Source organism: Citrobacter gillenii (assembly GCF_013337685.1).
In the GTDB taxonomy this organism is placed as follows: Bacteria; Pseudomonadota; Gammaproteobacteria; order Enterobacterales; family Enterobacteriaceae; genus Citrobacter; species Citrobacter gillenii.
The window spans coordinates 257,021-269,859 of sequence record NZ_SUQN01000007.1 but is presented as its reverse complement, the minus strand read 5'-3'; the positions used below and the strand labels follow the sequence as shown (position 1 = coordinate 269,859).

Sequence of the window (12,839 nt, the reverse complement as noted above, 5' to 3'; positions counted from 1 at the left end):
CAGAGACAATCTCAGACACGAATACTTCTATCATATCACTACATGGCCCTGGCTTCAGCCATTCACCGATAAGCCGTGCGGGTACACGTGATTTATGCTTCATTTTGAAGAAGTGATGACGCGTCATCTCGTATCAATGTATAGCTTTGGGTAATATGTGCTGAAATTTGCCCAGTCTGGAGAATTGCAATGCGTGGGAATTTTTACAAGCAGTTAACGAACGACCTGGAAACCGCACGTGCGGAAGGGCTGTTTAAAGAAGAACGCATTATTACGTCTGCGCAGCAGGCGGATATCACGGTAGCTGATGGAAGCCACGTGATTAACTTTTGTGCGAACAACTATCTGGGACTGGCTAACCACCCGGAACTGATTGCAGCGGCAAAAGCGGGTATGGATTCTCACGGGTTTGGCATGGCTTCGGTGCGCTTTATCTGCGGCACCCAGGACAGCCACAAGCAGCTGGAGCAAAAACTGGCGGCGTTCCTCGGTATGGAAGATGCCATTCTTTATTCTTCCTGCTTTGATGCCAACGGCGGCCTGTTCGAAACGCTGCTGGGCGCAGAAGATGCGATTATCTCCGATGCCCTGAACCACGCCTCTATCATCGACGGCGTTCGTCTGTGTAAAGCGAAGCGTTTCCGTTACGCCAATAATGATATGCAGGAACTGGAAGCGCGCCTGAAAGAAGCGCGTGAATCTGGGGCGCGTCACGTGCTGATTGCTACCGACGGCGTGTTCTCGATGGACGGCGTGATTGCCAACCTGAAAGGCGTCTGCGACCTGGCGGATAAGTACGATGCACTGGTGATGGTTGATGATTCCCACGCGGTGGGTTTTGTCGGCGAAAACGGCCGCGGTTCCCATGAATACTGCGAAGTGATGGGGCGTGTCGACATCATTACCGGTACGCTGGGTAAAGCACTGGGCGGCGCGTCCGGTGGTTATACCGCAGCGCGTAAAGAAGTCGTGGAGTGGCTACGTCAGCGTTCCCGTCCGTACCTGTTCTCCAACTCACTGGCTCCGGCGATTGTGGCGGCGTCCATTAAGGTGCTGGAAATGGTTGAGTCCGGCCATGACCTGCGCGATCGCCTGTGGGCAAACGCCCGTCAATTCCGTGAGCAAATGTCCGCCGCTGGCTTTACGTTAGCCGGTGCCGATCACGCGATTATTCCGGTGATGTTGGGTGATGCAGTCGTTGCACAACAGTTCTCCCGTGAACTGCAAAAAGAAGGTATTTACGTTACCGGCTTCTTCTATCCGGTGGTTCCGAAAGGCCAGGCGCGTATCCGTACCCAGATGTCTGCGGCGCATACCCCTGAGCAGATTACGCGTGCTGTTGACGCGTTCACACGCATTGGTAAACAACTGGGCGTTATTGCCTGAGGATGTGAAATGAAAGCGTTATCCAAACTGAAAGCGGAAGAAGGCATTTGGATGACCGACGTTCCTGAACCGGAAGTCGGTCATAACGATTTGCTGATTAAAATCCGTAAAACAGCCATCTGCGGGACTGACGTTCACATTTATAACTGGGATGAATGGTCGCAAAAAACCATCCCGGTTCCAATGGTTGTTGGGCATGAGTATGTCGGCGAAGTAGTCGGCATCGGCCAGGAAGTGAAAGGTTTTAAAATCGGCGATCGCGTGTCGGGTGAAGGCCACATTACTTGCGGACATTGCCGTAACTGCCGTGGTGGGCGTACTCACCTGTGCCGCAATACGACCGGTGTCGGTGTAAACCGTCCAGGTTGTTTTGCTGAGTATCTGGTGATCCCGGCGTTTAACGCGTTCAAGATCCCGGATAACATCTCCGATGATTTAGCCTCAATTTTCGATCCGTTCGGCAATGCGGTTCACACGGCACTGTCGTTCGATCTGGTCGGAGAAGATGTGCTGGTTTCCGGTGCAGGTCCTATCGGGATTATGGCGGCAGCCGTCGCGAAGCACGTTGGTGCACGCCACGTTGTCATTACGGATGTGAATGAGTATCGCCTTGAGCTGGCGCGCAAAATGGGTATTACTCGCGCGGTAAACGTAGCGAAAGAGAACCTGACTGATGTCATGGCCGAGCTGGGTATGACCGAAGGGTTTGATGTGGGTCTGGAGATGTCCGGTGCGCCGCCAGCGTTCCGCGCCATGCTGGACACCATGAACCACGGCGGTCGCATCGCCATGCTGGGTATTCCGCCGTCAGACATGTCCGTCGACTGGACGAAGGTTATCTTTAAAGGGCTGTTTATTAAAGGTATTTACGGTCGCGAAATGTTTGAAACTTGGTACAAAATGGCTGCACTTATCCAGTCTGGTCTGGATTTGTCGCCAATCATCACCCATCGGTTCTCCATCGATGAGTTCCAGCAGGGCTTTGACGCGATGCGTTCAGGTCAGTCAGGGAAAGTGATCCTGAGCTGGGATTAACCGTTTCTGATTAATGGGTTCTGTGTGCTGTCCCCGGATATTTATGTTCATTAAATACCCGGGGATTTTTTTCTGGCGCGATCCCGCTTGTCCGGCGCATTTTAGGTCAAAGATAAGAATAACTTTCTCTGATCTTCTGCCGCGTAATATGCTAAAAATTGCCGTTAATTACATTGTTTGGCAGGATTTTATATGACCTATACTCCCGGCCTATTGAGCGTCATTATGCCGCTTTACAATACGGGTGAACCGTTCATTGCGTGTATGGATTCCCTGATCGCGCAAACCTGGAAAAATCTGGAGATCATCATCGTAAATGATGGCTCTACGGATAACTCGGCAGAGCTTGCTCAGGCCTATGCGGATCGTTATCCACACGTCCATTTGCTGCACCAGCGCAACGGGGGCGTCTCGGCAGCGCGAAATACCGGTATGGCGGTAGCAAAGGGCGAGTATATCGCTTACGTCGATGGTGACGACATTGCCTATCCGGAAATGTATGAAACGCTGATGAATATGGCGCTGCAGGACAATCTGGACGTTGCCCAGTGTAACGCCGACTGGTGTATTGCGGAAACGGGTCATACCTGGGCATCTATTCCCACCGATCGTATTCGTTCTACCGGCGTCATGACCGGGCCGGACTGGCTGCGCAAAGCACTTGCCAGTCGTCGCTGGCGGCATGTGGTCTGGATGGGGGTTTACCGTCATCAAACCATCCGCGACGCTGGGCTAACCTTTCTTTCCGGTCTGCACCACCAGGATATTATTTGGACGACGGAGTTTATGTTTAACGCCAAACGCGCGCGTTACACGGAGGTTCCGCTGTATAAATATTTCCTGCACGGCGCGTCCGTCAGTCGCCTGCCGCGTACCGGAGAGAAGAACCTGGCCTATCAGCGCCACTACATCAAAATTACCCGCCTGCTGGATAAGATGAATCATGATTACGCCGGGCGTATTCCGATTTACCCTGAATTCAAACAGCAGGTGATTTACGAAGCGCTACGCGTATGCCATTGCATCCGCAAAGAGCCAGACGAAAAGATTCGCCAGCGCATGATTGCCGAGGTGTTTGTATCGGGTATGTTCAAGCGAATGGTGAGCAATATTTGCAGCGTTAAGCTGGGTTATCAGGTGCTGTTATGGGCCATCCGGTTTAGCAAGTGGCGCGATAAATCACTGACGCCACGCCGTCTGGCCCATGTCACGCTGGGTCTGAAAGACTGATTACGACCAGCCCTGCCACTGCAGGCGCATATATTGTACCAGCGTGCTTTGGGTGATGCTCTCACCGAGCACGCTAAAGAATCGGCTAGCGTAAACGGGTTCTAACGGTTGCTTCGGTTTGCACAGTTTCACCCCGCGGAAAGGATTACGCGGCGCATCAGGCGTGCTGTTTTTCGGTGGCGTCAGATTTGGCGTAGAGGTATCTACCTGTGGTTCATTGAGCAGGCTGCTTGGGCGAACCAGCGTAATGTCAGCGGGCAGGTTATAAACCATTTGCTGCAATACGCGTACCGTCGAAGGATGAGGGTGCCCAATCGCGATAGCGGAACCGTTGCGGCGCGCCAGTTCGACCGCGCGGTTAAACTGGCGGCGAATGTCCGCTTCGTTTTGCGTGTCGTCGAGGAAGACTTTGCGTTTAATCACTTTCACGCCCGTTCCTCCTGCCGCACGCATGGACTGGCTGTTACCGATGGTCATACTGTCCAGGAAATAAAGATCGTACCGTTCCAGTGCCTGCATCACTTTCTGCATGCCAAACAGGCTGGAGGTCATCGCGCTGCCCATATGGTTGTTAAGCCCGACGGCATACGGCACTTTGCTTACCGCATCGCGAATAATCCGCTCAATCTCGTCGCTGCTCATCTCCGGGCGCAGGGTATCTTTCTCAAGCGGCTGTTTGCTGAGAGGCGCCATCGGCAGATGGATTAAGACTTCATGTCCGCTGTTATGCGCTTTGGTCGCCATCTCCCGTGCATGTGGTGCATTGGGCAGAACGGCAACGGAGATCGCAGAAGGCATCGCTAGCACCTGATTCTCGTTGTGCGGACGATAACCGAAATCGTCGATCACGATGGCAAGCTTACCGGCAAAAACAGAGGGAGCGAATGCCAGCAGGCTGGCGAGTGAGAATATTATGCGGCGAAACTGAGGCAAAACTTATCTTCCCAACCACGGCTGTGGATTGACCGCCTGACCCTGGCGACGAATTTCGAAATAGAGTGCGGGTCTGCCCTGACCGCCGCTGCTACCCACCAGGGCAATCGGCTGTCCGGCACGCACCTGCGTACCTACGCTGACCAGCGCGCTTTGGTTATAGCCGTACAGGCTCATATCGCCTTTACCGTGCTCAACCACGACCACCAGACCATAACCCTGAAGCCAGTCGGCCAGAATAACGCGACCGTCGGCAATGGCTTTCACTTCGGTGCCTTCAGATGCGCCAATGACCATCCCTTTCCAACGTAGCTCACCTTGCAGCTGTTCGCCATAGCGATGCAGCGTTGGGCCACGGACGGGCCAGAATGCCTGACCGCGCGGTGAACCTAACCCCCCGGTACGGGACATCAAGGATTTTTCGTTTTCGGTCGGCTTGTAGGTCGACCCTTTGCGCGATGCATCCTTTTGCTTATCGCGCACCGCCTGTGCTTCGCGGGCTTCACGTTCAGCGCGCGCTTTGGCGGCGGCCTCGGCCCGTGCAAGGCTGCTGCGTAGGCGGGATTCGTTGGCGCGCAGTTCGCTGAGCTGCTGCTGACCCTGCTGAATGGAGGACTCCAGCCCAGCGAGCGTTTTTTGGCGCTCGTTACGCGCCTGTTCCAGCTTGGCCTGTTGAGCGCGCTGCTCGTACAGCAGCGTTTGCTGCTCACTCTGTTTATCTTCCAGCTCGGCTTTCTGCGAATCGACCTCTTCGCGGGTTTGCTTCAACTGGGCGATGGTTTCCTGCCGCGCCTGGTTCAGATAGCCAAAATAGGCCTGCAGGCGCTGCCCGCGCTGACTCTCTTCGCCACTGAGGATTAACTGAATGCCGGTGTGCTCACCCTGACGAAACGCGGCGTCCAGTTGGGCGGCCAGGCTGCGTTCCTGTGCTGCTCGCTGCTTTTCCAGCTTCGCGAGGGCGGCGTTCATTTCGGCAATTTGCGCATTCAGTTGCGCCAGTGAATTTTGCGTTTCGCGCAGCTGTCGTGCCGCAACGGCGATGGCCTGTTCCTGGGCTTTAAGCTGGGCGAGGAGGGTGGAACGTTGCTGTTGTTGCTGGCGCACCGCGCGTTCTTTTGCCGCGATATCGGCCTGAATAGATTTGAGCTGGTCGCGTTCGTCCGCGTGGGCGGAAAAGGCGCACAACAATACGCCAGCGCTAATCACGCTGGCGTATAACAAGGGCCTGACTGAAAACCTACGCGGTTTTGCGGCCCATGTGATGGTATTAATCGCCTTTCCCCTCATGGGGAGGGATTATTCCACGATGAACAGCGGCTTACCAGTCATCTCTTGCGGGATTTCCATGCCCATCAGCGTCAGCATGGTCGGGGCGATATCGGAAAGTTTACCGCCATCGACAGCTTTGACGTTTTTACCACCGACATAAATCAGCGGAACCGGCAGGTTGGTATGTGCAGTATGTGCCTGACCGGTAGACGGATCGCGCATTTGCTCAGCGTTACCGTGGTCTGCGGTGATCAGCAATTGGCCGCCAACGGACTCAACCGCTTTGGCCACTTGCTCAACGCAGTGATCCAGCGCTTCAACCGCTTTAACCGCAGCATCCATTACCCCGGTATGACCGACCATGTCGCCGTTCGGGTAGTTACAGATGATGGTGTCGTATTTCCCGCTCTCAATCGCGGCAACCAGCTTCTCGGTCAGCTCTGCGGAGCTCATTTCTGGCTGCAGATCGTAGGTGGCTACTTTCGGCGAGTTGATCAGGATACGGTCTTCGCCTTTGAACGGCTCTTCTACGCCACCGTTGAAGAAGAAGGTCACGTGTGCATATTTTTCAGTTTCGGAAATACGCAGCTGGGTTTTGTCGTGCTTCGCCATCCACTCGCCGAGGGTATTCGCCAGAGACGTTGGTGGGTAAGCTACCGCTGTTTTGATGTCGGCCGCGTATTCGGTCAACTGTACAAAGTTGAGGTTAACCACTTTCTTACGCGCGAAGCCATCGAAGTCAGCGTTCACAAACGCGCGGGTGATTTCACGCGCACGGTCAGCACGGAAGTTCATGAAAATCAGCGTATCGCCGTCTTCCATTGCGGCATCGGCCTGGCCTTCTGCGCGGATCACGGTCGCTTTTACGAATTCGTCGTTTTCATCACGAGCATAAGCGGCCTGCAGACCTGCTACTGCGGTGTCAGCCTGGAATTCACCCTGGGCCAGCGTCATCAGGTCATACGCTTTTTCAACGCGATCCCAACGGTTGTCGCGGTCCATGGCGTAGTAACGACCAATAATGGACGCAACGCGACCTTTGCCCAGCGCGGCAAATTTTTCTTCGAATTTTTGCAGCGACTTTTCAGCGCTGCGCGGTGGTGTGTCACGGCCATCGAGGAAGGCGTGCAGATAGATTTTTTCTGCGCCGCGTTCTGCCGCCAGCTCAACCATCGCCAGGATGTGATCTTCGTGGCTGTGTACGCCGCCCGCAGACAGCAGACCCATGATGTGTACTGCTTTGCCGCTATTTTTCGCCTGGTCGACCGCATCGGTCAGTACCGGGTTAGTGAAGAAAGTCCGTTCTTTAATTTCAACATCCAGACGGGTCAGATCCTGATACACGATACGGCCCGCGCCCAGGTTGACGTGACCCACTTCGGAGTTACCCATCTGGCGGTCAGGCAGGCCGACTTCCAGACCAGATGCGTCAATCAGGGTATGTGGACGTTTGGCCCACAGAGCATCCATAACCGGGGTTTTAGCATTAAAAATGGCGTTATCCTGGCTGTCTTCGCGATAGCCGTAGCCATCCAGAATCACCAGTACCATAGGTTTTTTAGAAACCGACATTGCGACAACCTCACACTTAATAGATAAAAATAATTGCGTAATTTTACTACAGCTGAATCGATAAAGTAGCCCCCGAAGATCAAATAATGGGGTATAGCACGTCAGGGAGGACTCGGATTTACGTTTTTTTTTCCGTAGCGCCCCGCAAAAATGCAATCCAATGCACGCTCTGGCTGTATTTGCGCCAACGCGCAGGTATACTCTTTCCCTGGTTTTTTTAATCACTGAGTCGGGAGTTGTTACCCCCCATGCAAGAAATTATGCAATTTGTTAGTCGCCACCCTGTCTTGAGTATCGCCTGGATTGCGTTACTGGCGGCTGTATTATTTACGACCATCAAAAGCCTGACCTCGAAAGTGAAGGTGATTACCCGCGGCGAAGCCACTCGTCTTCTCAATAAAGAAGATGCGGTTATTGTGGATTTACGTCAGCGTGATGACTTCCGCAAAGGCCATATCGCCGGTTCAACTAACCTGTTGCCGAGCGAAATTAAAGCCAACAACTTCGGCGAGCTTGAAAAACACAAAGCCAAACCGGTTATTGTGGTTGACGGTTCTGGCATGCAGTGCCAGGAATCTGCAACTGCGCTGATTAAAGCGGGTTTTGAGCAGGTGTCCGTGCTGAAAGACGGCGTAGCAGGCTGGAGTGGTGAAAACCTCCCGCTGGTACGTGGCAAGTAACACCGTAAGTTAATATCGGAGATAAGTCATGGCCAACATCGAGATCTACACCAAAGCAACCTGCCCATTTTGCCATCGCGCAAAAGCGCTATTGAACAGCAAGGGCGTGAGTTTCCAGGAACTTCCGATTGACGGCGACGCCGTGAAGCGCGAAGAGATGATCAAACGCAGTGGTCGTACGACGGTTCCGCAGATTTTTATTGATGCACAGCACATTGGTGGTTGTGACGACTTGTATGCATTGGATGCGCGTGGTGGACTGGATCCCCTGCTGCGTTAAGGCGTACGGATAGTATTTAAAGGACAACACTAAAGGGTTTTCTAAACATGTCAGAACAAAATAACACTGAAATGGCTTTCCAGATCCAACGTATTTATACCAAGGATGTGTCTTTCGAAGCGCCAAATGCACCGCATGTTTTCCAGAAAGATTGGCAGCCAGAGGTTAAACTTGATCTTGATACTGCATCTACCCAACTGGCAGATGACGTGTATGAAGTTGTGCTGCGTGTCACCGTAACGGCTTCTCTGGGTGAAGAAACGGCGTTCCTGTGCGAAGTTCAGCAGGGCGGGATTTTCTCCATCAGCGGAATTGAAGGGACTCAGATGGCGCATTGCCTGGGTGCATACTGCCCGAACATCCTGTTCCCGTATGCCCGTGAATGCATCACCAGCCTGGTATCACGCGGTACGTTCCCGCAGCTGAACCTTGCACCGGTCAACTTTGATGCGCTGTTCATGAACTATTTACAGCAGCAGACTGGCGAAGGTACTGAAGAACATCAGGATGCCTGATGAATCAAAGTAATGCTTCAATGACTGTGATTGGTGCCGGCTCGTACGGCACCGCTCTTGCCATTACCCTGGCAAGAAACGGCCACCCGGTTATCCTGTGGGGCCACGATCCCAAACATATCGCAACGCTCGAGCACGATCGCTGCAACGTTGCGTTCCTTCCTGATGTGCCTTTTCCCGATACGCTGCGCCTGGAAAGTGATTTAGCCACTGCGCTGGCCGCCAGCCGTAATATTCTGGTGGTGGTGCCGAGCCATGTCTTTGGCGAAGTGCTGCGTCAGATCAAACCGTTGATGCGCTCTGATGCGCGCCTGGTTTGGGCGACAAAAGGTCTGGAAGCGGAAACGGGACGCCTGTTACAGGATGTCGCGCGTGAAGCGTTGGGGGATGCCATTCCGCTGGCGGTGATTTCCGGTCCTACGTTTGCCAAAGAACTGGCTGCAGGCATGCCTACGGCGATTTCGCTGGCGTCAACGGATGAGACGTTTGCTGACGATCTCCAGCAACTGCTGCACTGCGGCAAAAGTTTCCGCGTTTACAGTAACCCGGACTTCATTGGTGTACAGCTCGGCGGTGCAGTGAAAAACGTGATTGCCATTGGCGCAGGGATGTCTGACGGCATCGGCTTTGGTGCTAATGCCCGTACGGCATTGATCACCCGCGGGTTGACCGAAATGTCACGCCTTGGCGCGGCGCTGGGTGCCGATCCGGCGACCTTCATGGGCATGGCGGGTCTGGGCGATCTGGTGCTGACGTGTACCGACAACCAGTCGCGTAACCGCCGTTTTGGCATGATGCTCGGTCAGGGCATGGATGTTCAGGGCGCGCAGGACAAGATTGGCCAAGTGGTTGAAGGCTATCGCAATACGAAAGAAGTTCGTGAATTGGCGCACCGTTTTGGTGTCGAAATGCCAATAACCGAGGAAATTTATCAAGTATTGTATTGCGGAAAAAATGCGCGCGAGGCAGCATTGACGTTATTAGGTCGTGCACGCAAGGACGAGCGGAGCAGCCACTAGCCGTAAGGAACCGTTTTACTATAACGACCCGACCCGCGTAGAACGGGTTGGTCGTTTTGCTACCTTCTGTGGAGTACGCAATGCCGTGTGAAGAACTGGATATCGTCTGGAAAAATATTAAAGCAGAAGCCCGGGCACTGGCTGATTGTGAGCCAATGCTGGCCAGTTTTTACCACGCAACGCTGCTCAAGCATGAGAATCTCGGCAGCGCGCTAAGCTATATGCTGGCGAATAAGCTTGCGTCGCCAATCATGCCGGCGATTGCTATTCGTGAAGTGGTGGAAGAAGCCTACGCCGCCGATCCGGAAATGATTGCCTCGGCGGCCTGCGATATCCAGGCAGTGCGCACGCGTGACCCGGCTGTCGACAAATATTCCACCCCGCTTTTGTACCTGAAGGGCTTCCATGCGCTGCAGGCTTACCGCATCGGCCACTGGCTGTGGCATCAGGGGCGTCAGGCACTGGCGATCTTCTTGCAAAATCAGGTGTCCGTGACTTTCCAGGTCGACATTCATCCGGCGGCAAAAATTGGTCGTGGGATCATGCTCGATCATGCCACCGGAATTGTGGTGGGTGAAACCGCGGTGATCGAAAACGACGTCTCGATCCTGCAATCCGTCACCTTAGGCGGGACCGGTAAAGCGGGCGGCGATCGTCACCCAAAAATTCGTGAAGGCGTGATGATTGGCGCGGGCGCAAAAATTCTCGGCAACATCGAGGTTGGGCGCGGGGCGAAAATTGGCGCGGGTTCTGTCGTCTTACAGCCCGTACCGCCACATACCACCGCCGCAGGCGTTCCGGCACGGATTGTCGGTAAACCTGACAGCGATAAGCCGTCCATGGATATGGATCAGCATTTCAACGGGATACATCATACGTTCGAATGCGGCGATGGCATCTGATTTCGAGCTATCTTACTTGCCATATTGAACCTGGGCTGTGCTCGTCATCCTCACGTACTGCGTATTTCGAGCCCGGTGGCGCTGTGCTTACCGGGCCTACAAACCCCGTAGGTCGGATATGGCTTCAGCTGCCATCCGACAAAATCAACTGCGTAATACGGCGCCCGGATACCCCAGCTGGCGCCAGGCCTCATACACCACCACCGACACCGCGTTAGACAGGTTCATGCTGCGGCTGTCCGGCATCATCGGAATACGAATTTTTTGTTCTGCAGGCAGCGCGTCGAGAATGCTGGCGGGCAGGCCGCGCGTTTCCGGGCCAAACATCAGATAATCACCATCCTGATAGCTTACCGCGCTATGGGCCGGCGTCCCTTTGGTGGTCAGCGCAAAAAGACGTTGCGGATTTTCTGCAGCCACAAAGGCGGCGTAATCAGGGTGGCGCAGTACGGCGGTAAATTCGTGATAATCCAGCCCCGCGCGACGCAGGCGCTTGTCGTCCCAGGTAAAGCCCATGGGCTCAATAATATGCAGACGAAAGCCGGTATTGGCGCAAAGGCGGATGATATTGCCGGTATTTGGCGGGATTTCTGGTTCGAATAAAACGATGTTAAGCATACTGCCCCCTTAATAACGGGGGGCAGGATAGCAGAAAGGACGGGTACTATGCGACGGTCAGAGGCTGCGGTTTATAGCGTTGCAGCTTATAAAGCGTTGCGGCAGCAGCCAGCAGCGCGGGAACGCTGAGGAACATCAATATGCTGTCAGCCTGCCATTGCAGAGAAAGTAATTGGGCGCTGGTCATGGTCCCGGCGACGCCACCAAAGCGGCCCACGCCCTGCATCCAGGCAATACCTGTTGCGCGACAGTGGGTCGGGTAAAACGTTGCCGCCAGCGTCTGTAGTCCGGACTGTGCACCGTTCATGGTGATCCCCATCAGGAAGATCAGGGCGCCAAACAGAATGATGTGGTTATGTTCAAACCCGAGCGCCAGTGCAAACAGCATTGTCAGGATAAAACCGATGGAGACGACTTTGTGCGCTTCCCAGCGATCCATCAGCCAGCCGGCCAGCAGGATCCCCGCGGTACCGCCGAAGGTGAACAGTGATGTCAGCCAGGCAGATTCTGCCAGCGGGTAACCCATTCCCAGCATCAGCGTCGGCATCCAGCTCAGCAGCACATAATAGATAACCAGCCCCATAAAGTAGGTCATCCACAGCATCAACGTGCCCGGCAGCCACGGCATGCTGAACAACTGCGCCACGCTGCCTTTTTTGACGTCAGTCCGTTCTTCATCCAGATAAAAATGGGTGACCTGGTCTATATCACCTGGCATAAAGCGACGGGCAATTCGTTTGACCTGCGCGATCTCTTTCCCGCGATGGACCAGATACTTGACCGACTCCGGCAGAAATAACACCAGGAGGATGGTCAGCGCCAGCGGGGCAATTGCCCCGGCGAGCAGGACGCTGTGCCAGCCGTAGTTAGGAATCAGCCAGGAGGAGATAACCCCGCCACCTGCTGCACCGAGCGGGAAACCGCAGTACATGGTGTTAATCGCCATCGAGCGGCAGCGTTTTGGCGCAAATTCTGACACCAACGTGATGGCGTTCGGCATTGCTGCACCCAGCCCGAGTCCGGTGAGAAACCGCCAAAACGTTAACATATTCAGCGTCTGGGCATAGGCGGTGCCCAGACTGGCGAGACCAAAGAACAGGCAGGAAAAAACCAGTACGCGTTTACGTCCCATGCGATCGGAAATTGGCCCGGCCAGCAGGGCGCCAAATGAGAGCCCCAGCAGCGCGGCGCTTAATACCGGCCCGAGATCTTGTTTCTTGATCCCCCAGTCGGCTGAGAGGGTAGGGGCAATGTAGCCCATCGCCGCCGTGTCGAAGCCATCAATGGCCAGCACCAGAAAGCCAAGGACGATGATGACCCAATGAAAGCGTGAAAAAGGACTGTCATCTATCGCCTGCTGGATATTCACTTTACCGGAATAAACCATGTCACCCTCGCCC

Annotated in this window: 13 protein-coding genes; 8 read left to right on the top strand and 5 right to left on the bottom strand. The window is 54.4% G+C overall.

Annotated elements, in window-relative coordinates:
- Positions 1 to 189 precede the first annotated feature (189 nt).
- The 3 genes from kbl to FCH32_RS18005 all read left to right on the top strand — a co-directional run bounded on the left by kbl (position 190) and on the right by FCH32_RS18005 (position 3,651).
- On the top strand, positions 190 to 1,386 hold the full coding sequence (kbl, locus tag FCH32_RS18015) for a glycine C-acetyltransferase (protein ID WP_117342546.1): 1,197 nt from the start codon (positions 190 to 192) through the stop codon (positions 1,384 to 1,386).
- A 9-nt stretch (positions 1,387 to 1,395) separates the two neighbouring features.
- Positions 1,396 to 2,421 (top strand): L-threonine 3-dehydrogenase, encoded by a 1,026-nt coding sequence (gene tdh / locus FCH32_RS18010; RefSeq protein ID WP_153880297.1) that lies wholly within the window; start codon positions 1,396 to 1,398, stop codon positions 2,419 to 2,421.
- 192 nt (positions 2,422 to 2,613) lie between these two features.
- Positions 2,614 to 3,651 (top strand): glycosyltransferase, encoded by a 1,038-nt coding sequence (locus FCH32_RS18005; RefSeq protein ID WP_135911224.1) that lies wholly within the window; start codon positions 2,614 to 2,616, stop codon positions 3,649 to 3,651.
- Here FCH32_RS18005 and FCH32_RS18000 read toward each other — a convergent pair whose 3' ends face one another.
- Genes FCH32_RS18000 through gpmM form a run of 3 tightly spaced genes read right to left on the bottom strand, consistent with a single transcriptional unit; the run spans position 3,652 to position 7,425 of the window.
- Positions 3,652 to 4,584, bottom strand: a complete 933-nt coding sequence (locus tag FCH32_RS18000; protein ID WP_146718158.1) for a divergent polysaccharide deacetylase family protein — start codon at positions 4,582 to 4,584, stop codon at positions 3,652 to 3,654.
- A 3-nt stretch (positions 4,585 to 4,587) separates the two neighbouring features.
- Positions 4,588 to 5,847 carry a murein hydrolase activator EnvC gene (envC, locus tag FCH32_RS17995; protein ID WP_232058724.1) on the bottom strand — a complete coding sequence of 420 codons (1,260 nt, stop codon included), beginning with the start codon at positions 5,845 to 5,847 and terminating at the stop codon, positions 4,588 to 4,590.
- Positions 5,848 to 5,880: 33 nt separating this feature from the next.
- Positions 5,881 to 7,425 (bottom strand): 2,3-bisphosphoglycerate-independent phosphoglycerate mutase, encoded by a 1,545-nt coding sequence (gpmM, locus tag FCH32_RS17990; protein WP_096759095.1) that lies wholly within the window; start codon positions 7,423 to 7,425, stop codon positions 5,881 to 5,883.
- 248 nt (positions 7,426 to 7,673) lie between these two features.
- Between gpmM and FCH32_RS17985 the strand changes: the two genes are divergently transcribed.
- The 5 genes from FCH32_RS17985 (at position 7,674) to cysE (ending at position 10,821) form a co-directional block, all read left to right on the top strand.
- Complete coding sequence (locus tag FCH32_RS17985) at positions 7,674 to 8,105, top strand: rhodanese-like domain-containing protein (protein ID WP_096759096.1); 432 nt, start codon at positions 7,674 to 7,676, stop codon at positions 8,103 to 8,105.
- A gap of 28 nt (positions 8,106 to 8,133) precedes the next feature.
- A complete protein-coding gene (gene grxC / locus FCH32_RS17980) occupies positions 8,134 to 8,385 on the top strand; it encodes a glutaredoxin 3 (protein ID WP_003024152.1) in 252 nt (83 codons plus the stop codon).
- A gap of 47 nt (positions 8,386 to 8,432) precedes the next feature.
- The gene (gene secB / locus FCH32_RS17975; protein WP_096759097.1) at positions 8,433 to 8,900 is read left to right on the top strand and encodes a protein-export chaperone SecB; all 468 of its coding nucleotides are present in this window, start codon (positions 8,433 to 8,435) and stop codon (positions 8,898 to 8,900) included.
- Positions 8,900 to 9,919, top strand: a complete 1,020-nt coding sequence (gene gpsA, locus FCH32_RS17970; protein ID WP_117342542.1) for an NAD(P)H-dependent glycerol-3-phosphate dehydrogenase — start codon at positions 8,900 to 8,902, stop codon at positions 9,917 to 9,919. Before secB ends, gpsA begins: the two co-directional genes overlap by 1 nt.
- A gap of 80 nt (positions 9,920 to 9,999) precedes the next feature.
- Positions 10,000 to 10,821 (top strand): serine O-acetyltransferase, encoded by an 822-nt coding sequence (gene cysE / locus FCH32_RS17965; protein WP_096759099.1) that lies wholly within the window; start codon positions 10,000 to 10,002, stop codon positions 10,819 to 10,821.
- Between the two features lie 144 nt (positions 10,822 to 10,965).
- Here the strand turns inward: cysE and trmL are convergent, their stop codons facing one another.
- Complete coding sequence (gene trmL / locus FCH32_RS17960; RefSeq protein ID WP_003827329.1) at positions 10,966 to 11,439, bottom strand: tRNA (uridine(34)/cytosine(34)/5-carboxymethylaminomethyluridine(34)-2'-O)-methyltransferase TrmL; 474 nt, start codon at positions 11,437 to 11,439, stop codon at positions 10,966 to 10,968.
- Between the two features lie 46 nt (positions 11,440 to 11,485).
- Positions 11,486 to 12,826 (bottom strand): MFS transporter, encoded by a 1,341-nt coding sequence (locus tag FCH32_RS17955; RefSeq protein WP_117342540.1) that lies wholly within the window; start codon positions 12,824 to 12,826, stop codon positions 11,486 to 11,488.
- Between the last annotated feature and the right edge of the window lie 13 nt (positions 12,827 to 12,839).

What these genes read in the sequence shown, in the direction of transcription:
- kbl (WP_117342546.1), top strand. Translation starts at nt 190, where the DNA reads ATGCGTGGGAATTTTTACAAGCAGTTAACGAACGACCTGGAAACCGCA.
- tdh (WP_153880297.1), top strand. Translation starts at nt 1,396, where the DNA reads ATGAAAGCGTTATCCAAACTGAAAGCGGAAGAAGGCATTTGGATGACC.
- FCH32_RS18005 (WP_135911224.1), top strand. Translation starts at nt 2,614, where the DNA reads ATGACCTATACTCCCGGCCTATTGAGCGTCATTATGCCGCTTTACAAT.
- gpmM (WP_096759095.1), bottom strand. Translation starts at nt 7,425, where the DNA reads ATGTCGGTTTCTAAAAAACCTATGGTACTGGTGATTCTGGATGGCTAC.
- FCH32_RS17985 (WP_096759096.1), top strand. Translation starts at nt 7,674, where the DNA reads ATGCAAGAAATTATGCAATTTGTTAGTCGCCACCCTGTCTTGAGTATC.
- grxC (WP_003024152.1), top strand. Translation starts at nt 8,134, where the DNA reads ATGGCCAACATCGAGATCTACACCAAAGCAACCTGCCCATTTTGCCAT.
- secB (WP_096759097.1), top strand. Translation starts at nt 8,433, where the DNA reads ATGTCAGAACAAAATAACACTGAAATGGCTTTCCAGATCCAACGTATT.
- gpsA (WP_117342542.1), top strand. Translation starts at nt 8,900, where the DNA reads ATGAATCAAAGTAATGCTTCAATGACTGTGATTGGTGCCGGCTCGTAC.
- cysE (WP_096759099.1), top strand. Translation starts at nt 10,000, where the DNA reads ATGCCGTGTGAAGAACTGGATATCGTCTGGAAAAATATTAAAGCAGAA.
- trmL (WP_003827329.1), bottom strand. Translation starts at nt 11,439, where the DNA reads ATGCTTAACATCGTTTTATTCGAACCAGAAATCCCGCCAAATACCGGC.
- FCH32_RS17955 (WP_117342540.1), bottom strand. Translation starts at nt 12,826, where the DNA reads ATGGTTTATTCCGGTAAAGTGAATATCCAGCAGGCGATAGATGACAGT.